At 42.0% G+C, this 21,239-nt stretch carries 14 protein-coding genes and 2 tRNA genes; 6 read left to right on the forward strand and 10 right to left on the reverse strand.

Annotated elements, in window-relative coordinates:
- Nucleotides 1-96 precede the first annotated feature (96 nt).
- From glnE to orn, 8 genes are all read right to left on the reverse strand, one after another.
- On the reverse strand, nucleotides 97-3,039 hold the full coding sequence (gene glnE, locus BKG94_RS05055) for a bifunctional [glutamate--ammonia ligase]-adenylyl-L-tyrosine phosphorylase/[glutamate--ammonia-ligase] adenylyltransferase (protein ID WP_077434856.1): 2,943 nt from the start codon (nucleotides 3,037-3,039) through the stop codon (nucleotides 97-99).
- Between the two features lies 1 nt (nucleotide 3,040).
- Entirely contained in the window at nucleotides 3,041-3,979 is a 939-nt protein-coding gene (gene miaA, locus BKG94_RS05060; RefSeq protein ID WP_077434858.1) for a tRNA (adenosine(37)-N6)-dimethylallyltransferase MiaA, read from the reverse strand.
- Nucleotides 3,980-5,872, reverse strand: coding sequence for a DNA mismatch repair endonuclease MutL (gene mutL / locus BKG94_RS05065; RefSeq protein ID WP_077434860.1), 1,893 nt, complete (start codon nucleotides 5,870-5,872; stop codon nucleotides 3,980-3,982). It lies immediately after the preceding gene.
- Nucleotides 5,872-7,380: an N-acetylmuramoyl-L-alanine amidase gene (locus BKG94_RS05070; RefSeq protein WP_077434862.1), complete on the reverse strand. Its 1,509-nt coding sequence runs from the start codon at nucleotides 7,378-7,380 to the stop codon at nucleotides 5,872-5,874. Before BKG94_RS05070 ends, mutL begins: the two co-directional genes overlap by 1 nt.
- 17 nt (nucleotides 7,381-7,397) lie before the next feature.
- Complete coding sequence (gene tsaE, locus BKG94_RS05075; protein ID WP_077434864.1) at nucleotides 7,398-7,868, reverse strand: tRNA (adenosine(37)-N6)-threonylcarbamoyltransferase complex ATPase subunit type 1 TsaE; 471 nt, start codon at nucleotides 7,866-7,868, stop codon at nucleotides 7,398-7,400.
- 158 nt (nucleotides 7,869-8,026) lie between these two features.
- A tRNA-Gly gene (locus BKG94_RS05080) sits at nucleotides 8,027-8,102 on the reverse strand.
- A gap of 14 nt (nucleotides 8,103-8,116) precedes the next feature.
- Nucleotides 8,117-8,192: transfer RNA gene (locus tag BKG94_RS05085), tRNA-Gly, on the reverse strand.
- Nucleotides 8,193-8,285: 93 nt separating this feature from the next.
- Entirely contained in the window at nucleotides 8,286-8,840 is a 555-nt protein-coding gene (gene orn / locus BKG94_RS05090) for an oligoribonuclease (protein WP_077434866.1), read from the reverse strand.
- A gap of 70 nt (nucleotides 8,841-8,910) precedes the next feature.
- On the opposite strand from orn, the gene rsgA reads away from it, so the two are divergent.
- The 6 genes from rsgA (at nucleotide 8,911) to BKG94_RS05120 (ending at nucleotide 17,196) form a co-directional block, all read left to right on the forward strand.
- A complete protein-coding gene (gene rsgA / locus BKG94_RS05095; RefSeq protein WP_077434868.1) occupies nucleotides 8,911-9,951 on the forward strand; it encodes a small ribosomal subunit biogenesis GTPase RsgA in 1,041 nt (346 codons plus the stop codon).
- 171 nt (nucleotides 9,952-10,122) lie between these two features.
- Nucleotides 10,123-10,380 (forward strand): phosphocarrier protein Hpr, encoded by a 258-nt coding sequence (ptsH, locus tag BKG94_RS05100; RefSeq protein ID WP_077434870.1) that lies wholly within the window; start codon nucleotides 10,123-10,125, stop codon nucleotides 10,378-10,380.
- A gap of 107 nt (nucleotides 10,381-10,487) precedes the next feature.
- Nucleotides 10,488-12,215 carry a phosphoenolpyruvate-protein phosphotransferase PtsI gene (gene ptsI / locus BKG94_RS05105; RefSeq protein WP_077434872.1) on the forward strand — a complete coding sequence of 576 codons (1,728 nt, stop codon included), beginning with the start codon at nucleotides 10,488-10,490 and terminating at the stop codon, nucleotides 12,213-12,215.
- Nucleotides 12,216-12,274: 59 nt separating this feature from the next.
- On the forward strand, nucleotides 12,275-12,775 hold the full coding sequence (crr, locus tag BKG94_RS05110; protein ID WP_077434874.1) for a PTS glucose transporter subunit IIA: 501 nt from the start codon (nucleotides 12,275-12,277) through the stop codon (nucleotides 12,773-12,775).
- 56 nt (nucleotides 12,776-12,831) lie between these two features.
- On the forward strand, nucleotides 12,832-14,031 hold the full coding sequence (manA, locus tag BKG94_RS05115; protein WP_077434876.1) for a mannose-6-phosphate isomerase, class I: 1,200 nt from the start codon (nucleotides 12,832-12,834) through the stop codon (nucleotides 14,029-14,031).
- A 120-nt stretch (nucleotides 14,032-14,151) separates the two neighbouring features.
- On the forward strand, nucleotides 14,152-17,196 hold the full coding sequence (locus tag BKG94_RS05120) for a glycoside hydrolase family 2 TIM barrel-domain containing protein (protein WP_077434878.1): 3,045 nt from the start codon (nucleotides 14,152-14,154) through the stop codon (nucleotides 17,194-17,196).
- A gap of 55 nt (nucleotides 17,197-17,251) precedes the next feature.
- Here the strand turns inward: BKG94_RS05120 and BKG94_RS05125 are convergent, their stop codons facing one another.
- Together BKG94_RS05125 and acnB are read right to left on the reverse strand one after the other, a co-directional pair.
- Nucleotides 17,252-18,526: a citrate synthase gene (locus BKG94_RS05125; RefSeq protein WP_077434880.1), complete on the reverse strand. Its 1,275-nt coding sequence runs from the start codon at nucleotides 18,524-18,526 to the stop codon at nucleotides 17,252-17,254.
- A 34-nt stretch (nucleotides 18,527-18,560) separates the two neighbouring features.
- Complete coding sequence (acnB, locus tag BKG94_RS05130) at nucleotides 18,561-21,164, reverse strand: bifunctional aconitate hydratase 2/2-methylisocitrate dehydratase (RefSeq protein WP_077434882.1); 2,604 nt, start codon at nucleotides 21,162-21,164, stop codon at nucleotides 18,561-18,563.
- Nucleotides 21,165-21,239 lie beyond the last annotated feature (75 nt).

The following is a 21,239-nucleotide window of genomic DNA, read 5'->3' on the forward strand; positions in this document are numbered from 1 at the left end:
ACATAAAGTCATCCCCTGAACCAAAGGTTCGGGGGATTTTGCTTTTTGGTTGATGTAAATAAAGGATTATTTCAAAACTATGACTCTTTTTTAAATCTAACCAAATAAGCTTTTCCAGAAATTTTCAATAAATTTCCTTTCTTCTACAAAATCATTTTTAGAGACGATAGAGGGGTTTCCTACTAAATTAAGATGATGGATTTTATTTCTTAAATTAGTATAGCATTGCTTTAATCGTGCCGAATCTGCCTGATGAATAATGCCCATATTAGCCATTGATTCAAAAATTCTGACATTGTCAGACCATTTGGTTAATTCGGGGTTCTGAGGGGCATAAGCAAGCATTAAATATTGTGCAATAAATTCAATATCTGTTATACCGCCACGATCAGTTTTAATGTTAAATTCATTTTCTTTAGAGTGGGATAAATGACTAAACATTTTCTCACGCATTGCTGATACATCTTGTTTTAATGTTGTTATATCCCTTGGGGTAGAAAGTACCCGTTGGCGAATAGTTTCAAATTTTTCCCGTAATGTTGGTTCGCCGAAAACAGGGCGAGCCCGCACTAACGCTTGTTTTTCCCACGTCCAAGCCTCATTTAATTGATAGTTTTCAAAAGCGGATAGCGAGCAGCCAAGCAAGCCGGCATCACCGGATGGGCGTAATCGCATATCAATGTCATAAAGCACGCCGGCACTGGTATTCAGGCTAAAAATGCTGACGATTTTTTGGGCGAGTTTGAGGTAAAATTGGTTGCTATCAATGATTTTTTTCCCACCTACGGTTTGCCCTTCCACCGCCTCATAAAGAAAAACCAAATCGAGATCGGATTTATAACCTAATTCGATCCCTCCGAGTTTTCCATAGCCTACTACCAAGAAGTTTTTTTCGCCATTTTGTAAATGTTGAGGAACTCCAAAACGAGCGGAAACCTGTTTCCACGCTAAATTCACTACCGATTGAATAATGGCTTCTGCCAAATAAGTGAGATGATCGCTCACTTTCATCACCGGCAATGCGCCTAAAATATCGGCGGCAGCAACTCTCAATAAGGTGGCTTGCTTAAATTGGCGTAGCGCATTAATAAATTCTTCCTCATCATCTTGGGGTAATCGTAACAGGTATTGTTGGAGTTCATCGGCATATTGTGTGAATGGCAGAGGGTGGCGTAAGCTTTCCGTGTTGAGAAGCTCATCAAGCAGAATAGGATGTTGTGCCAGCTGATCGGCAATCAGTTGAGATTTTGCACAAAGCTCGATCACTTGGCGTAATGCCTGGGGATTTTCGAGTAAGAGTTCTAAATAAGTAGTGCGGCTGGAAATTTTCTCAATCAGGTGCAACATACGTGGCAACAACGTGCGGTAGCTTTCTTGTTTAAAAATGAGCGAAAATACCGTTGGCATTAATTGGGTGAGCACTTCCCGTCCACGGTTTCCAACAATACGGCGTTTCAGGCTTTCTTTAAATTGCGCTAATTTATCGAAGATTTCATCAATGTATTCCGATTGAACACGGCTTTCTTCCAGCATTTGCACGATTTCATCAAAATCCGCCTCGAGAAAATCCTGCCATTGATTTTCTGTTTCTGCCTTTTCATCCGTTTCCTCACCGATAAGTTGGTTAAAAACCGCACGTACCTTTTCTTGCATTTGCTGCAAAGTGCGGTAGAAATCTTGCCAGTTTTCTATCGCATAGCTGCATTCAATTTGATGATTGTGTTCATCTAAGCAAGTGAAATGTCGGCAAGCTGCAATTAACCGAAGTTGGTCTGTTTCATGGGTTGGCAAGGTTTGGGTTTGTTGATCATTGATGGCTTGTAAGCTATTTTCGACCCGGCGTAAAAAAATATAACTTTCCCGCAAATGCTGATATTGCGTTTGAGTGATAAGCCCCTGTCTGGCAATTTCAGGCAAAATTTTAAGCAAGCTATGTTGTTGTAAGGCAATTTCCCGCCCCCCACGAATTAATTGAAAAACTTGGGCGATAAATTCCACTTCACGAATCCCCCCCGCTCCAAGCTTAATATTATCTTCAAGCCCACGGCGGCGAACTTCCCGTTCAATTTTTCCTTTCATTTCACGCAGTGATTGAATTACACTAAAGTCGATATAGCGGCGGTAAACAAAAGGACGGAGCATTTTTTCCAAGTAGGAGATATTCGGATCATCAATTTGTGCACCCAAAATACGCCCTTTAATCATGGCATAGCGTTCCCAATCCCGTCCTTGATCCTGATAATATTGTTCCATTGCGGCAAAACTTAAGGCTAACGCACCACTTTCACCAAAAGGGCGTAGGCGCATATCCGTGCGATAAACAAAACCATCAGCAGTAAAATCATCCAATGCACTGATTAAGCGTTGCCCGAGTCGAGTGAAAAATTTGGCATGATCCACCGGTTTTCTCGCATTGCTCCCCTCAATGTGGGTTTCTCCCTGAGCAGGATAAGTAAAAATCAAATCAATGTCGGAAGAAAAATTGAGTTCAAATCCCCCTAGTTTTCCCATCCCTAGAATATAAAGTGGTTGTGGCTTCCCTTGTTCGTCTAATGGTGTACCCATTTCTGCACAGGCCTGGCGATAAAGCCAATCACGCGCAGCAATAATGAGGCTTTCAGCCAGCTGTGAAAGACGGATAAAAATTTCCTCGACAGTGGCAAGATTGAGACTTTGGCAAAAACTTAACTTCGCCATTTCTGTGTTACGAAAAACACGCAAGGCTTTATAAAATTCAGCTTCATGGGAAATGCCCGATAATTGATTGTTCAAACGTGCCGAGTATTGCTCAGAATCGGCAAAAGTCGGGCTTTTTTCCCACCATTGTGCAAGTAAGTGCGGTTGTTTTTGCAAGACTTTTTCCACAAAATCCGACATCGCCACCGCATAACCTAATTTTCCGATTGGGTGGTTTTTATCTTGTTGATATTGCTGAATTTGTTGAGCAATATCATGGCTATCCATGTCAGGAAAAGATTGGCATAAAATTGTGCCAAGTGCGGTAAGTTTGGGGGCGATGAGAGTGGAAAGTGCGGTCATTTTACTCACCTTTTATATGTGCTTCAATTTGGCGTAATACCGTTTCTTTGGCTTGGTCGGGCTGTAAACTATCCAACCACTGAACAGGGGTTTTCCAGCCCCGCAGCCAAGTAATTTGGCGCTTGGCGAGCTGGCGGGTGGCACAGATACCACGGAAGATCATTTCATCATGGTCGTAATCGCCTTGCAAATAGTCCCACATTTGGCGATAGCCCACGCAGCGAATTGAGGGTAAATCAGGCGTGAGGTCGCCGCGTGAATAGAGTTTCTCCACTTCCTCTTGAAAACCCAATTCAATCATTTTGTGGAAACGTTGTTCGATACGATTATGCAAAACATGGCGATCTTCAGGGGCAATGGCAAATTGCATAATCTCATAGGGTAGGGCTTCGCCTTTTTGTTCAGTCAGCTCCGTGAGGGATTTTCCCGTAATATAGAACACTTCCAAGGCACGATTGATTCGCTGAGAATCATTGGGATTAATTCGCTGTGCAGAAATGGGATCGATTTTTGCCAGTTCATTATGTAACATTGCCCAACCGTATTGTGCGGCTTTTTGCTCGATGTCGGCACGGATGGTTTCATCAGCAGAGGGTAAAGGGGAAAGCCCTTCAAGTAAGGCTTTGTAATAGAGCATGGTTCCGCCCACAAGAAGAGGGATTTTCCCTTGTGCGGTAATCTCTGCCATTTCACTTAGGGCATCTTCACGAAAATTCATGGCTGAATAGCTTTCCGCCGGATCTAAAATGTCAATGAGGCGGTGAGGGGCTAAAGCCAATTCTTCTTTAGAAGGCTTTGCCGTGCCAATATCCATTCCTTTGTAAATTAATGCGGAATCCACGCTAATCACCTCTACCGGTAATTGTTGACGCAGTTGAATGGCTAAATCTGTTTTACCGGAAGCGGTAGGGCCCATTAAAAAAATTGCGGTTGGTTTCATTTAGAGTTCGTCTAATAAAGGTTGCCAATTAATCGGCTTAAGTAATAGATTAAATTCGTCCCGATTGGTGAGATTAAGCAAGCGCTCCGAATCGCTTAATAATTTGACCGCATCGGCAAAGACGGTGAAGACTTTACTTTCTAATTGTGAGCAAAGTGTGGTTAAAAATGGCGTTGAATTTTCCGTGTCGTTCAAAAGCCCCATTACGCATTTTTGCAAATTTTGTGTACGTAAAATCACGGGGACTCGGTTGAGGGTTAGGCGTAATTGTGCTTTGTTTTCGATAAATTCAAAACCGACTTGGGCAAAATCCCCAGCCTTTTTCTCCCATTGGCTAAATTGCTTTTCCGTTAGACGAAATACAATGGGAATCAGCAAGGGTTGTTGTTCAATCTGTGGCTGTTGTAAAGCCAGTTTCCATTGCAAATGTTGTAATTTTTCCAATGAAAGCAAAAAATAATCTTGGTTTTGTTGGAGCAAAAGCGCACAGTTTTCAATGAGGGATAAGGCTCGCAAATGTGACGGATTTTCACTTATCTCCGTTGGCGCAATGATTGATGGCGGTGTAGGTTTTGCCGTTTTTTCATGATGTTGCGTGCCACCCAGTAGTTCACCATAGAGTTTTTGTTCAGTTTTGCTCGGCTGTTCGGCACGATAATTTTCCCGATAATCACGGTATCCTTGGCTTGGTGAAGGAATGGATTGGGTGGAAAAGTGCGGTGGATTTTGCACGGTTTTTTCCGTAGAAAAATTTGGTGCGAAGATATTTTGTCCGGCTGCCGCACGATTGGGTTTAGGACTCCAATCCTTGTGATAAGTGGGAATAGGCTCTCGCACGGCATTTTCTGGCGGATTTTCAACCGCATTTTCTTTTGTATAGGTAAGCGGAACGGCGTGTTGGCTCTCCAATGCATGGCTGATGCCTTCATAAATGAAATCGTGAATGAGGCGTTGTTGATGAAAACGCACCTCGTGTTTGGTGGGGTGAACGTTCACATCCACCTCATGAGGATTGAGATCAATAAACAGTACAAACGCCGGGTAGCTTTCGTTGGCTAAATGCTCTGCGTAGGCTTGGCGAATCGCATGAGTAATGACTTTATCACGCACCATTCGCCCATTGATATAGCAATAGCTCAGATCATTTTGTGAGCGGCTAAAATTGGGTGTGGCAATCCAGCCGGAAAGGTGGAGATCATTATGTTTCCAATCAATACGCAGGGCATGTTTGACAAATTCCTCTCCGCAAATCGCCGCCACCCGTTTGAGTTGTTGGGGAAGATCGACTGCCGGACGATATTGACGAATCACTTTACCATTGTGAGTGAGAGTAAAGGCGATATTAAATTTTGCTAATGCAATGCGACGAATGACTTCATCAATATGGGCAAATTCGGTTTTATCGGTTCGCAAGAATTTACGGCGGGCAGGGGTGTTGAAAAACAAGTTCGCCACCTCCACCGTAGTCCCCACAGGATGTGATGCGGGTTTGATCGTAGTTTCCATCTCACGCCCTTGGGCATACACTTGCCAAGCCTCGTTTTGTTCGGCGGTGCGTGAGGTGAGGGTTAAACGGGAAACGGAGCTGATACTTGCCAATGCTTCGCCACGAAAACCTAAGCTTAAAATGGATTCAAGATCTTCCAAATCCGCAATTTTACTGGTGGCATGGCGGGCAAGGGCAAGGCTTAATTCTTCTTTGGGAATACCGCTGCCGTTGTCACGGATACGGATAAGCGTTGCACCGCCGTTCTCAATATCAATTTGAATTTTATTGGCGCCGGCATCCAAGCTGTTTTCGACTAATTCTTTCACCACCGAGGCAGGGCGTTCCACCACCTCACCGGCGGCAATTTGGTTGGCAAGTTGGGGTGAAAGAATTCTAATCGCCATTATTTTTCCCTTAATTTAATTTTTTGACCGGTAACCACTTTACCGTTTTTTAACGTCGGGTTGAGTTTCAAAATTTGGTTCACGGGGATATTATATTCCCGTGAAACCGCATAAATTGTCTGATCTTTTTTGATGGTGTGATAGTGCGGAATATCCGCTTTTTTTCCATCAGTTTTACTGTTTTTCTTGTTCTCTTTCTCGGTTTTTTTATCCGTTGATTTGGTTGTTTTTTCCGTTTTTTTGGTTTCTACCATTTTTTGATTTTTACCGTTATCCGGAATTTTTATGGTTTCGCCAATCCACAATTCTTTTCGTTTCAATTTGTTAAGGGCAACAATATCCGCCACTTTCACTTCATATTTATTGGCAAGGCTACCCATACTTTCGCCATTTTTCACTTTATGGCGAATGCCGCTGTCTTTGATTTCTCCTTTTATGGATGAAGTGCGGTCGGTTTTTTCTGTGTTTTTTTCCTGTACTTTTTTATCGGCAGAGGCGGTTTCTTGGGATTTCTTGTTTTTTCCATTATCAGGAATTTTGATGGTTTCGCCCACCCATAATTCTTTTCGTTTTAAATTATTGAGCGCCACAATGTCAGCCGCTTTCACCTCATATTTATTGGCAAGACTACCAAGGCTTTCCCCATTTTTCACCTTATGGCGAATTAAACTGTCTTTGGTTAATAAAGTGCGGCTGGTTTTGCTGCCGTTTTCTTTATCATCATCACCTTCAAAAGCCACAATGGATTTCAAGTTGCCGTTGCGATAGGCGACTAATCCCTCATAGATCATATAAGCGATACGGCGGCGGTAGAGTGGGGAATTAAGTTTTTGTTCCTCCTCCGCATTAGAAAGAAAGCCGGTTTCCACTAAAACGGAAGGAATATCCGGTGAGCGTAATACACCAAGGCTGGCGTGCTGTGGCGTATTGCGGCTTAATGTCGTAATTTTTGAAAAGCGACGTAAAATGTTTCTGCCGATTTCATAACCGGTACGCTGGCTGTGTCCGAATTGCAGATCGAGTACGGTTTGATCTAAATATTTGTCGTTATTATGAGAGAGAACCTTTCCGGCTCCCCCTAATAATTCGGAGCGTTTTTCATCATCTTCCAACCATTGTCCCATTTCATCATTTGCCCGACGATTTGACAGCACCCAAACGGAAGCGCCTCGTTGGTTTGGATTAAGCGAAGAATCCGCATGAATGGAAACCAGATAATTGGCTTTAAATTTGCGGGCGATTTCCGAGCGTTCCGGCACGGAGATGTAATAATCGCCGTTACGGGTGAGAACGCCACGGAAATTAGGATCTTTATCCAGTAAAGCCTTGAGTTCACGGGCGATGGAAAGGGTCACATTTTTTTCATAAATGCCAAGATTACGCCCGATTGCACCGGGGTCTTTTCCGCCATGACCGGGATCAATGGCGATGGTCCATTGTGCGGCAAAAATGCTGGAAGTAAAAAGAGAGAGTATTATTCCTAAAAAAAATAAAAATTTTGTTTTCATTGTAAATAAATAAAAAATTAGAGTTGTTGAAGAATTTGTTCGCCTAAGGCATTTTGTGCGACTAATGTCATATTTCTTGCATCATCATAGTAATCAATATTCACCAGTAAATCAGCCGGTGGAAGGATGCCTTTCCCTTTTTCAGCCCATTCGATAAGGCAGATTGCATCTTTGGCAAAGTAATCCCGAATGCCCATAAATTCTAATTCCTCCGGGTCGGCAAGGCGATATAAATCAAAATGATAAATCATTTTCCCGGCAATATCGTATTCTTCCACAAGCGTGTAAGTCGGGCTTTTTACTTTGCCTTGGAAACCTAAACCTTGCACCATTCCTCGTGTTAACGTGGTTTTTCCCGCACCTAAATCACCGTTTAAATATAAAATCACGGCACGTTTGGCATGACAGCTTAAAATCGTGTCGGCAAGTTTTTTGCCAAAACGTAACATGGTGGATTCATCAGGAATATATCGGGTTAACTCATTCATGGGCTATGATTCTTGAAGTCAAAAACAGGCTGAAATTCTACCGCACTTTTGCGTTTTTCGCTAAGGGGATTTTATCCCTATTAGAGATTGTTTTATGAAAAATGTTCCAAGGATTTAGAAACAAAAAATCCATCGCCTTTCGGCAATGGATTGAGATTTGGAGCGGGAAACGAGGCTCGAACTCGCGACCCCAACCTTGGCAAGGTTGTGCTCTACCAACTGAGCTATTCCCGCAGAGAATGTGAAATTGGAGCGGGAAACGAGGCTCGAACTCGCGACCCCGACCTTGGCAAGGTCGTGCTCTACCAACTGAGCTATTCCCGCAGTTCACATCTGTGAATAGGGTGGCATTATACGAATATTTTGATCGCTTGCAAGGTCAAATTTGTCAAAATGGCTCGCCTGACTAAGTTTTCGTCAATCTAAATCTAATTGAATGAAATGATCACGATAATAGGCGAGTTCTTTAATGGATTCACGAATATCGTCCAAGGCTAAATGGGTATTCGCTTTTTTGAAACCTTCCAAAATTTCAGGTTTCCAGCGTGCCGCCAATTCTTTTAAGGTGCTGACATCTAAATGACGGTAATGGAAATAATCGGCCAATTCCGGCATATATTGGTAAAGAAAGCGTTTATCCTGTGCAACACTATTACCGCAAATAGGTGATGCCCCTTTGGGAACCCAACGTTTTAAGAAATCAATGGTTTGTAATTCTGCGGCACGTTCGGTGAGTTTGCTGGCTTTTACCCGATCCACTAAACCGTTTGCCGTATGGGTTTTCACGCACCATTCGGACATTTTCCCCAATAATTCATCGCTTTGATGAATGGCTAGAACAGGGCCTTCAGCCAAAATATTCAAGTTTTTATCGGTGACAATGGTGGCGATTTCAATAATTCGCTCTTTTTCAGGATCTAATCCTGTCATTTCCAAATCAATCCAAATCAGATTTTGTTTATCTAATGGCATAATATGAGGTATCCTATGTGAAAATTTTTTCCATTTTATCAAAATCACAGTAAAAAACGATCGCACTTTTATGGCAAAACCTAAACTGACCCGAAACCAAGCCCGCCGAATTGAATCCAATCATGCCCGCACTCTTCATCGCCATAAGAAAAAAGACATTGAATGGCAAGATGAGATGTTAGGGGAGTCGCAAGAAGGAATTGTTGTCACCCGTTATTCCGTGCATGCGGATGTGGAAAATGCACAGGGGGAAATTTGTCGCTGTAATTTACGCCGTACCCTTTCAAGCTTGGTGGTGGGTGATCGTGTGATTTGGCGCAAAGGAAACGAACAATTACAAGGTGTCAGCGGCGTGATTGAGGCGATTCATCCGAGAGTGAATGAGATAACACGTCCTGATTATTATGATGGTTTGAAACCGATTGCGGCGAATATTGATCGGATCATTATTGTGTCAGCCATATTACCAACGCTTTCACTCAATATTATTGATCGCTATCTTGTGGTGTGTGAAACCGCAGGCATTGAGCCGATTATTGTGGTGAATAAAGGTGATCTGCTGACATCGGTGCAAGAAAAAGAGCTAGAGGAGCAGTTGCAAATTTACCGTGATATTGGTTATCAAACCCTCATAATTTCCGCTCAAAATGGAAAAAATATGGAAAAATTGACCGCACTTTTAAGTGAGGGAACGTCCATTTTTGTGGGGCAATCCGGTGTGGGAAAATCAAGCCTGATTAATCATATTTTCCCCTCAGTGAAGGCTCAAGTGGGCGAGGTGAGTGAAACCTCAGGGCTGGGGCAGCATACCACAACCTCCTCACGTCTTTATCATTTGCCACAAGGTGGGAGTTTAATTGATTCACCGGGCATTCGGGAATTTGGCTTATGGCACTTAGATGCCGATCAAATTACCAAAGGATATCGAGAGTTTCAGTATGTTTTAGGCACGTGCAAATTCCGCGATTGTAAGCATTTGCATGATCCCGGTTGTGCTTTGCGAAAAGCGGTGGAGGAGGGGAAAATCTCTCCGATACGTTATGAGAATTACCACAAACTTATCGAAAGTTTGTCGGAAATAAAATCGCAACGACATTTTTCAACAAGTTAGAGAAAATTCAGAATAATATTTAGCTAATTAGAGAGGATATTTGATCTTTGCCAAGCTAACTTAACTTTTTTTGCCTTTTTCCTTGATTATTTTACTTTTAACAAGGATACTATGGCGGATTTTGGAATCTGACAGTTTTACAATTAAACTATTATTAATAGAGGTAACATTATGTTCTCAAAAGATGTAGAAATCACAGCGCCTAACGGTTTGCACACTCGTCCTGCTGCGCAATTCGTAAAAGAAGCAAAAGGCTTTGCTTCAGACATTACTGTGACATCCTCAGGGAAAAGTGCGAGTGCAAAAAGTTTGTTTAAATTACAAACTTTGGGTTTAACGCAAGGAACGACTATCACCATTTCTGCTGAGGGTGAAGATGAGCAACAAGCCGTTGAACATTTAGTTGCATTAATCCCTACTTTAGAATAATTTTGAGTATAATATAGCCATAAAATCCGTATTGGTTTACGTTTGTAAACAGGTGTTTTATGGCTATTGTTCTATTTAACCCTATTAGATAATCTCGGAAGGTTAACATGATTTCAGGTATTCCAGCGTCCCCAGGTATTGTTTTTGGTAAGGCGTTAGTTCTTAAAGAAGAAAAAATCGTTCTCGATACAACAAAAATTACCGATGAGCAAATTGATGCTGAGATTGCACGTTTTTATGAGGGTCGTAGTGCTGCCGTTGAACAGTTAAATTCGATTAGAGATCGTGCATTTGCTTCATTAGGTGAAGAAAAAGCGGCAATCTTTGAAGGTCATTTAATGATTCTTGAGGATGAAGAACTTGAAGAAGAAATTATTGATTATTTGCGTTCACATAAAGTGAATGCCGGTGTGGCGGCAAGTAAAATCATTGATCAACAAGTGGCCATGTTGTCTGAAATTGACGATGAATATTTGAAAGAACGTGCCGGTGATATTCGTGATATCGGTAATCGTTTGGTTAAAAATATTCTCGGTATGCCTATTGTTGATTTAGGCGATATTAACGAAGAATCTATTCTTGTTGCTTACGATTTAACGCCATCGGAAACCGCACAACTTAATCTTGATAAAGTCCTTGGTTTTATTACCGATATTGGTGGCCGCACTTCTCATACTTCTATTATGGCCCGTTCCTTGGAATTACCGGCGATTGTTGGTACCAACAATGTGACTGAAAAAGTGAATACCGGTGATTTCCTAATTCTTGATGCCGTCAATAATAAAGTCTATATTAATCCAACCCAAACCCAAATCGATGAATTAAAAGCCTTAGAAGCAAAATTAGCGGAAGAAAAAGCGGAATTGGCAAAATTAAAAGATCTTCCGGCAGTGACATTAGATGGGCATAAAGTGGAAGTGGTAGCCAATATTGGTACCATTCGCGATTGTGATGGTGCAAACCGTAACGGTGCGGAAGGTGTGGGTTTATACCGCACCGAATTCCTCTTTATGGATCGTGATCAACTCCCAACTGAAGAAGAACAATTTATTGCTTATAAAGAAGTGGTAGAAGCAATGGCGGGACGTTTGGTTGTGCTTCGTACGATGGATATCGGCGGTGATAAAGATTTACCGTATTTAGATCTGCCAAAAGAAATGAACCCGTTCTTAGGGTGGCGTGCGATTCGTATTGCACTTGATCGTCGTGAAATTCTGCATGCCCAGTTACGTGCCGTATTACGTGCTTCCGCATTTGGCAAATTAGCCGTGATGTTCCCAATGATTATTTCGGTGGAAGAAATTCGTGAATTAAAATCCGTGATTGAAACCTTGAAAGCAGAATTACGTGCAGAAGGTAAGGCCTTTGATGAAAATATTCAAATCGGTGTAATGGTAGAAACCCCATCTGCTGCAGTAAATGCAAAATTCTTGGCGAAAGAAGTGGATTTCTTTAGTATCGGTACGAATGATTTAACGCAATATACCTTAGCGGTTGATCGCGGTAATGAATTAATTTCTCATCTTTACAACCCAATGCAACCATCGGTACTTGGCTTAATTAAACAGGTTATTGATGCTTCTCACGCAGAAGGGAAATGGACAGGGATGTGTGGCGAATTAGCCGGTGATGAACGTGCAACCTTGCTTTTATTGGGGATGGGATTAGATGAATTTAGTATGAGTGCCATTTCTGTACCTCGTATTAAAAAACTCATCCGTAGCGTGAATTTCCAAGAAGTTAAAGAGCTTGCAGACAACGCATTACAGAAACCAACTGCGCTGGAAATTGAGCAATTAATTGAAGAATTTTTATCAGAAAAAGCACTGAACTAGATACAAAATTAGTGTTTTAAGCTAGAATATCAACCATATTTAATGGATAGGAGATGAAAATGGGTTTATTTGACAAATTATTCGGTTCCAAAGAGAACAAATCGGTCGAAGTTGAGATTTATGCACCACTTTCCGGTGAAATTGTAAATATCGAAGATGTACCGGATGTTGTATTTTCTGAAAAAATTGTGGGTGATGGTGTTGCGATTCGTCCGACAGGCAATAAAATTGTTGCACCGGTTGATGGTGTTATTGGTAAGATTTTTGAAACCAACCACGCTTTTTCAATGGAATCAAAAGAAGGTGTTGAATTATTCGTTCACTTTGGTATTGATACCGTTGAATTAAAAGGTGAAGGTTTTACTCGTGTTGCGCAAGAAGGGCAATCTGTAAAACGTGGTGATACAGTCATTGAATTCGATCTTGAATTACTTGAAGCGAAAGCAAAATCTGTATTAACACCGGTTGTGATTTCTAATATGGATGAAATCTCAAGCATTGAGAAAAAAGCAGGTGAAGTGGTTGCCGGAGAATCTGTGGTATTAAGCCTTAAAAAATAATTTTATAGCAAATAAAAAGTCCGCCATTGTGCGGATTTTTTGTTTAGAGGGAAAACATGATTTATAAATTAACCGGTGCTTTACAACAGTATGTTTGGGGCGGAGAGCATTATATTCCGCAACTGTTAAATCTTGCTGCAGAAGAAAATCAACATTATGCCGAATGGTGGCTAGGGGCGCATACTTCTGCTCCTTCCACCATTGAAGTGGATGGTAAACATTTACCGTTGACCACATTTTTACAACAAAATCCGACCGCACTTGGTGAGAAAAGTCGAGAAATCTTTGGTGAACAATTACCTTATTTATTGAAGATTCTTGATGTGGCAAAGCCGCTTTCGATCCAACTCCATCCCACCAAACAACAGGCGGAAATAGGATTTGCCGAAGAAAATGAGAAAGGCATTGATTTAACAGATCCGAAACGCACCTATAAAGATAATAATCACAAACCCGAAATGATGATTGCCTTGTCTGATTTTTGGTTGTTGCACGGTTTTAAAAAGAAAGAAAAAATTTTTGCTACCTTGGCGGAACGCCCTTCCCTTGCGCCTTTGGCGGAAAAATTAGGCACGCAAGATTTGCATACTTTTTATGCAGAGGTTATGCAAGCGGAGCAAGCCCGGTTATTTCAATGGCTTGCCCCGATTATTGAACAAAACTGTGAAGCCTATGGTGCAAATGAACTCAGCTTAGATAATCCTGATTACTGGCTGCTTTATTCTATGGACGCCATGGATATTTCAGCGGAAAAATTAGATGCGGGTTTGGTGTGCTTTTATCTTTTCAACATTGTTCACCTTAAAAAAGGCGAGGGGATTTACCAAGAGGCAGGTATTCCACACGCTTATTTGCGTGGGCAAAATATTGAATTGATGGCATGTTCTGATAACGTCATTCGTGGCGGTTTAACACCAAAATATGTGGATATTCCGGAATTATTAAAAGTGGTGGATTGCCGTGAAGTCGAGCCACAGATTATCCCAGCTGCGCCCCATGATGTGCGTGTCTTTACCTATTCCACCCCATCAAAAGATTTCGCCCTACAAAATATTCAATATGAATGTGGTGAAACCCATCGCCTTAAAATCCAAAGTGCAGGCATTTTCATGGTGATGAAAGGGCAAATCAATTTACGCTCGGATACGACCGCCCTTTCTCTGAAACAGGGAGAATCTGCCTTTATCACGTCGGGTTCTTCTTATGAAATTGAAGGATTATCGGAAGGCTATGCCGTTGTTGCCAAGCTACCTTAATGAGTGAATGTAATGAAGGATAATTGGATTTGTGATCACCCTCACAAAATCCAATATCCTTTCTGAATGGAAAGTCAAATTCAGTTATAGTAAGGGCATCTTTCCTCTTTCGGAGTTGTTATGCCATTACCGAATTATTTCCAAGATCCTCAAATTCTTCATATAAACACCACTCCGTATCATGCTTATTTTATTCCCTTTGATTCGGTGGAAAGTGCGGTTAAAAATCAGCGAGAATGTTCCGCTTTTTTCACGTTGCTGAATGGCGAGTGGGATTTTGCCTATTTTGATCGCTATGTGGATTTGCCGGAAGATTTTCTGCATTTCTCTTTTTCAGAAAAAATCCCCGTTCCCGCCAATTGGCAAAATCATGGCTATGCTCATCATCACTATACCAATGTGAATTATCCTTTCCCCTTTGATCCGCCTTATGTGCCGATTGACAATCCCTGTGGGCTTTATCACCGCATTTTTAGCTTATTACCCAATGAAAAGAAACGTTATTTACTGAATTTTGAGGGAGTGGACAGTTGTTTATTTGTGTATGTGAATCGTCAGTTTGTGGGTTACAGCCAAATTAGTCATTGCACCAGTGAATTTGACGTGACAGATTTTCTAAAGGAGGGCGAAAATCATCTTCATATTGTGGTATTAAAATGGTGTGACGGCAGCTATTTGGAAGATCAGGATAAATTCCGTATGTCGGGTATTTTCCGTGATCTGTATTTGCTGGAACGGGAAAGCCATTATTTACAGGATTTTTTCATTCGCACCGAACTGGCGGAGGATCTAAAAAGTGCGGTCATTTATGTGGAGGTTTCTTTTATGGAAAAAGGGAAACCTGCGCAGTGTCGTGAAATCGCATGGCAGATGAGTGATCCACTAGGTGAAATTTTGCTTTCTGCGGTAACGGAAAAGGGTTTCCATTTCACGTTGAATGAAATCACCTTATGGAATGCGGAAAACCCTCAACTTTATACGCTGATCTTTCGTTATGGAAGCGAGGTGATCTGTCAAAAAATCGGCTTGCGAAAAATTGAAGTCAAAGATGGCGTGATGTTATTTAATGGAGAGGCGATTAAATTTAAAGGGGTGAACCGTCACGACAGTGACCCGAAAACTGGTTATGTCATCAGCCGTGAGCAGGCTTTGCAGGATTTGCGGTTAATGAAAGAACATAATTTCAATGCCATTCGCACTGCTCATTATCCCAATGCGCCTTGGTTCACCGAGCTTTGTGATGAATATGGTTTTTATGTTATTGCCGAAAGCGATATTGAATCTCACGGAACGAATGCGGTCTATGTGAAATCGCCTGAAACCAGTATTTTGTTGGGAGTGAAAACAGAAATTAATCATGAGGCAATTCGTCAACAAACCATTGATAATTATTGTTATATGGCGCGTAGCCCCGAATTTAACGCTGCCATTTTAGACCGCACTTATGCCAATATTGAGCGTGATAAAAATCGTTCTTCCGTAGTGATTTGGTCGCTTGGTAATGAAAGTGGCTACGGGGAGAATTTTGAGCAAGCCGCCGCTTGGGTGAAAGGCCGTGATCCTAGCCGATTGGTGCATTATGAAAATGCCATTTTCCAACATTCTGCTCATCAAAATGACCTCTCTCATCTTGATTTTCACAGCGAAATGTACACCGGTACAGAGGAATTAGATGCCTATTTTGCGGATCCCCACAATAGGAAACCCTATTTATTCTGCGAATATTTGCACGCAATGGGAAATTCTTGTGGCGATGCGGAAGATTATTTCCAAGCAATGGAACGTTATCGTGGTGCGGCGGGTGGCTTTGTGTGGGAATGGTGTAATCATTCCCCTTATTTGCCTCATTCCGAGCGGATGGGATATGGGGGGGATTTCGGTGATGAGCCTAATGATGGCAATTTTTGTGCTGACGGTTTGGTGACGGCAGATCGCCAAATTCAAAGCAATTTGCTGGAGTTAAAAAATGTACAACGCCCAATTCGAGCTTTTTTAGATAAAGGTAAAGTGTGGTTAAAAAATTATTTGGATTTCACCGATGCAGAAGAATTGATCGCCATTCATTATCAAATTACCGAAAATTTGCATGTTATCAGTGAAGGCTATTTTGATGGAATAAAAATTGCGCCAAAAGCCACCGCACTTTTACCCCTTAGTTTGCCGGAAACCGATAAGGACGTGTGGCATATCACACTCACTTATTATCAAAAAATTGATCGTGGCTTAGTGACAAAAAATCATTGTTTAGGTTTCGATCAGCTTTGTTTTTCTGCCCAAAAAATGTTGCCTGTTCCTCAAATGAAGAAAGCAGAAAAGACGATTTCTGTTGAGGAAAATACGCATCAGGTTTTGATTTCAGTAGGGAAAATGGGTTATGAATTGGATAAACACCGAGGCATTATCACACAAATTTCCTGTAAGGGACGCTCTTGGCTTAACGCCCCTTTGGATTTTAATATTTGGCGGGCACCGTTGGATAATGATAGCCTGATTAAAGCCCATTGGTTGGCGGCCGGTTATCATCAAGCCATCACTCGAGCTTATGATTTTGCGATGTCTAAGCAAGAAAGTGCGGTGGAAATTCGAGTGAAATGTGGGGTGAATGCCGTGTCACGAGAACGCATTTTAACCCTTGATGTGACTTATCGAATTGACGCTCAGGGCAATTTATCCATTAAAATTCATGCTAAAAAAACACCGCACTTACCGTTTTTATCTCGCTTTGGTGTTCGTTTTTTCTTAAAAGAGCACTTCCAACAAGCCGAATATATCGGCTATGGCGAGACGGAAAGTTACCTTGATAAACATCATGCAACGCAATTGGGTTGGTATCAAACAAGACCAAAAGCTAATCATGTTCCCTATTTAAAACCGCAAGAGAATGGAAGCCATGTGGGTTGCCAATATTTTGCTATTAAAGGAGAGCGAGAGGGGTTTTCTATCCATTGTGATAAGGCGTTCAGTTTTAATCTTTCACCTTATATGCAAGAAGAATTAGGATCGAAAAAACATCAGGATGAATTGGAAGAAAGCGGTAGCACGATATTGTGCGTGGACTATAAAATGAGCGGTATTGGCTCAAATTCTTGTGGGCCAAGTTTAAAAGAAAAATATCGCTTAAATGAAACCCAATGGGATTGGGAAATAAGATTTTCACCGTTATAACTAAAAAAAGTGCGGTTGATTTTAACCGCACTTTGAGGAAGTAAAGGCTTCTTGCCTATTTTAAATGACGCTCTTGATGACCGGTATAAATTTGTCTTGGGCGGACAATTTTTAGGTTCTCTTCGTTCATTTCTTTCCAGTTAGCGATCCAACCGACTGTTCGACCTAGCGCGAAGATGACGGTGAACATTGACACCGGAATGCCAATGGCTTTTAAAATAATGCCGGAATAGAAATCCACATTCGGATAGAGTTTACGTTCAATAAAATATGGGTCGCTTAGGGCAATGCGTTCAAGCTCCATCGCGACTTCTAATAATGGGGTGTTGACACCAAGCTCTTGTAACACTTCGTGGCAGGTTTCACGCATAACTTTGGCACGAGGATCGTAATTTTTGTACACACGATGTCCGAAACCCATTAAGCGGAACGGATCGTTTTTATCTTTTGCCCTAGCGATAAATTCCGGAATCCGATCTACCGTGCCGATTTCCTCTAACATTCTTACGCAAGCTTCGTTGGCTCCGCCATGTGAGGCTCCCCATAAAGAAGCAATTCCTGCTGCGATACAGGCAAATGGATTCGAGCCTGATGAGGCGACACTACGCACTGATGAAGTAGAGGCATTTTGCTCGTGATCGGCGTGTAGAGTAAAAATTCTATCCATTGCGCGTTCTAACACTGGGTTCACGACATAAGGTTCACAAGGTGTGGCGAACATCATATATAAGAAGTTACCTGCATAGGAGAGGTGATACTGTGGGTACATAAATGGGCGACCAATGCTATATTTATAACACATTGCTGCTAAGGTCGGCATTTTTGCCAATAAACGAATCGCCGTACGATCAATGTTTTTTTCTGTTTGGAAATCATTATTGTAGAATGCGGCTAACGCACTACTTGCCGCACACATCACTGCCATTGGATGGGAATCGCGACGGAAACCTTGAAATAGGCGAGTAAATTGATCGTTTACCATATAGTGTGAGCAAATTTCCTTTTTGAACTCGGTGAGTTGTTCTTCTGTCGGCATTTCGCCTTCTAACAATAAATATGCGGTATCAAGATAAGTTTTATTGAAGGCTAATTCATCTATTGGATAGCCTCGGTGTAATAAAATACCTTGATCGCCGTCAATGTAAGTAATGCTGGATTCACAAAGTGCGGTGGAGGTTAACCCTTGATCGTAGGTAAATAAACCTTGTTTTTGCAGCGCTTCTACGCCGATAGCATCATAGCCTAAAGTGCCTTGGTAAACCGGTAAAGCAATTTTCCGACCATCACTTAAATGAAGTTCTGCGGTTAAAGTTGGATGTAAGTTTGGCATGTTAAGTCTCCTTATTTATATGTTTGTGTTTGCGTTATACTGCTGTTTGGAAAATTAAACCGTTAACTTTGTTAGAATAGTGGTCGATTTGATCGAAATTCATATAGCGATAGGTATCGTCTTTATCCGCATCAAGACTTTGCACATATTGCAAATATTCTTCCGGTGTTGGAATGCGACCCAGTAAGGCACAGACAGCGGAAAGTTCTGCTGAAGCGAGATAAACGAATGCGCCTTTACCCATTCGATTTGGGAAGTTGCGGGTTGAGGTGGAAACGACGGTTGCACCGTCTGCCACCCGTGCCTGATTGCCCATACAAAGTGAACAACCCGGTACTTCAATACGTGCGCCGCTCTTGCCGTAAATACTATAATAACCCTCATCGCTTAATAGATGTGCATCCATTTTAGTTGGTGGCACAATCCACAGACGGGTTGGGATCATTCCTTGGTGTTGATTGAGTAATTTACCGGCAGCACGGAAATGTCCGATATTCGTCATACAAGAGCCAATAAAGACTTCATCGACTTTATCACCTTGTACCTCAGATAATAGGCGGGCATCATCGGGATCATTTGGGGCACATACAATTGGTTCTTTGATGTCGTTGAGATTAATTTCAATGACGGCCGCATATTCTGCATCTTTATCCGCTTCTAACAATTGCGGATTAGCAAGCCAACCCTGCATTGCTTTAATTCGGCGTTCAAGTGTCGTTTTATCGCCATAACCTTCAGCGATCATCCACTTGAGTAGCACAATATTAGAATTGAGGTATTCGATGATAGGTTCTTTATTGAGTTTGATACTACAAGCAGCCGCTGATCGTTCGGCAGATGCATCGGAAATTTCAAAAGCCTGTTCTACTTTTAGATGTTCCAGCCCTTCAATTTCAAGGATTTTTCCCGAGAAAACATTTTTCTTTCCGGCTTTTTCCACGGTGAGTAGCCCTTGTTGAATTGCATAGTAAGGAATGGCGTGGACTAAATCTCGTAGTGTAATACCGGGTTGCATTTCTCCGCTAAAGCGAATTAAGACAGATTCAGGCATATCCAATGGCATAACGCCTGTTGCTGCGGCAAATGCCACTAATCCTGAGCCGGCTGGGAAAGAAATGCCAATTGGGAAACGGGTATGAGAATCTCCCCCGGTACCTACGGTATCCGGCAATAACATACGGTTTAACCAAGAATGGATTACGCCATCGCCGGGACGTAATGAAACGCCGCCTCGATTCATAATGAAATCCGGTAAGGAATGGTGGGTTACCACATCTACCGGTTTTGGATAGGCCGCTGTATGGCAAAATGATTGCATGACTAAATCGGCAGAGAAACCCAAGCAGGCTAAATCTTTTAATTCATCACGGGTCATTGGCCCAGTGGTATCTTGTGAGCCGACACTGGTCATTCTCGGTTCGCAATACTGTCCCGCTCGAATACCTGTTACTCCGCAGGCTCTCCCTACGATTTTTTGAGCAAGGGTAAAGCCCTTATTATTTTCATTGGAGACTTGCGGTTTGGCAAATACATCGCTTTCCGGTAGTCCGAGCTCTACTCGTGCTTTGTGAGTTAAGCCTCGCCCGATGATCAATGGAATGCGCCCACCCGCTCTCACTTCATCAAGTAATACATCCGTTTTAAGTTTAAAGGTTGACAGAACTTCGTCTGTATTGTGTTTGCACACTTTACCGGCATAAGGGTAAATATCGATCACATCCCCCATATTAAGCCGGCTTACATCAAGCTCAATAGGGAGTGCTCCGGCATCTTCCATTGTATTAAAGAAAATCGGTGCAATTTTTCCGCCAAGCACAATGCCGCCGGTGCGTTTATTTGGAATATAAGGCATATCTTCGCCCATTAACCATAGCACTGAATTCGTGGCAGATTTTCGGGAAGAACCTGTTCCAACTACATCGCCGACATAAACCAATGGAAAACCTTTTTGTTTTAATGATTCAATTTGTCTCATTGGTCCAATAACACCCGCTTCATCAGGTTCGATCCCTTCTCTTGGATTTTTTAACATCGCCAAAGCATGTAAGGGGATATCAGGACGTGACCAGGCATCTTGTGCCGGTGACAGATCATCCGTATTGGTTTCACCAGAGACTTTAAATACGGTATAGGTTAATTTTTCAGCTAATTGAGGGCGGGATAAAAACCATTCGGCATTCGCCCAAGATTGTAAAATCTGTTTGGCATAAGGATTGCCCTGTTTGGCTTTTTGAGCAACATCATAAAAGTTATCAAACATTAATAAGGTATGAGATAACGCTTTTACTGCTAATGGTGCGAGTTCGTCAATTTCTAGCGTATCAATGAGTGGTTCGATATTGTAACCGCCCTGCATGGTGCCTAATAATTGCACCGCTTTTTGTGGTGAAATTAAGGGTGATTGCGTGTTTCCCTTGATTAAATCGGCTAAAAAAGCCGCTTTCACATAGGCAGCTTCATCAACGCCTGTGGGAATACGGCTTTCAAATAATTCAACTAATAGATTTTGATTTTCCGGCGGTGGGTTTTTTAGTAGCTCGACTAATTCAGCAGTTTGTTGGGCATTGAGTGGAAGAGGGACGACACCTTGAGCAGCCCGTTGATTAACGTGGGTTTGGTATTCAGTTAAAAACGACATATGCGATCTCCGTCTGAATGAAAAATAATAGAAGGTCGTGAGTAAAGATTCAGTAAATTTATCATGGAAAAAGAA

The organism is Rodentibacter ratti (assembly GCF_002000485.1).
GTDB lineage: Bacteria > Pseudomonadota > Gammaproteobacteria > Enterobacterales > Pasteurellaceae > Rodentibacter > Rodentibacter ratti.

What these genes read in the sequence shown, in the direction of transcription:
- glnE (WP_077434856.1), bottom strand. Translation starts at nt 3,039, where the DNA reads ATGACCGCACTTTCCACTCTCATCGCCCCCAAACTTACCGCACTTGGC.
- miaA (WP_077434858.1), bottom strand. Translation starts at nt 3,979, where the DNA reads ATGAAACCAACCGCAATTTTTTTAATGGGCCCTACCGCTTCCGGTAAA.
- mutL (WP_077434860.1), bottom strand. Translation starts at nt 5,872, where the DNA reads ATGGCGATTAGAATTCTTTCACCCCAACTTGCCAACCAAATTGCCGCC.
- BKG94_RS05070 (WP_077434862.1), bottom strand. Translation starts at nt 7,380, where the DNA reads ATGAAAACAAAATTTTTATTTTTTTTAGGAATAATACTCTCTCTTTTT.
- tsaE (WP_077434864.1), bottom strand. Translation starts at nt 7,868, where the DNA reads ATGAATGAGTTAACCCGATATATTCCTGATGAATCCACCATGTTACGT.
- orn (WP_077434866.1), bottom strand. Translation starts at nt 8,840, where the DNA reads ATGCCATTAGATAAACAAAATCTGATTTGGATTGATTTGGAAATGACA.
- rsgA (WP_077434868.1), top strand. Translation starts at nt 8,911, where the DNA reads ATGGCAAAACCTAAACTGACCCGAAACCAAGCCCGCCGAATTGAATCC.
- ptsH (WP_077434870.1), top strand. Translation starts at nt 10,123, where the DNA reads ATGTTCTCAAAAGATGTAGAAATCACAGCGCCTAACGGTTTGCACACT.
- ptsI (WP_077434872.1), top strand. Translation starts at nt 10,488, where the DNA reads ATGATTTCAGGTATTCCAGCGTCCCCAGGTATTGTTTTTGGTAAGGCG.
- crr (WP_077434874.1), top strand. Translation starts at nt 12,275, where the DNA reads ATGGGTTTATTTGACAAATTATTCGGTTCCAAAGAGAACAAATCGGTC.
- manA (WP_077434876.1), top strand. Translation starts at nt 12,832, where the DNA reads ATGATTTATAAATTAACCGGTGCTTTACAACAGTATGTTTGGGGCGGA.
- BKG94_RS05120 (WP_077434878.1), top strand. Translation starts at nt 14,152, where the DNA reads ATGCCATTACCGAATTATTTCCAAGATCCTCAAATTCTTCATATAAAC.
- BKG94_RS05125 (WP_077434880.1), bottom strand. Translation starts at nt 18,526, where the DNA reads ATGCCAAACTTACATCCAACTTTAACCGCAGAACTTCATTTAAGTGAT.
- acnB (WP_077434882.1), bottom strand. Translation starts at nt 21,164, where the DNA reads ATGTCGTTTTTAACTGAATACCAAACCCACGTTAATCAACGGGCTGCT.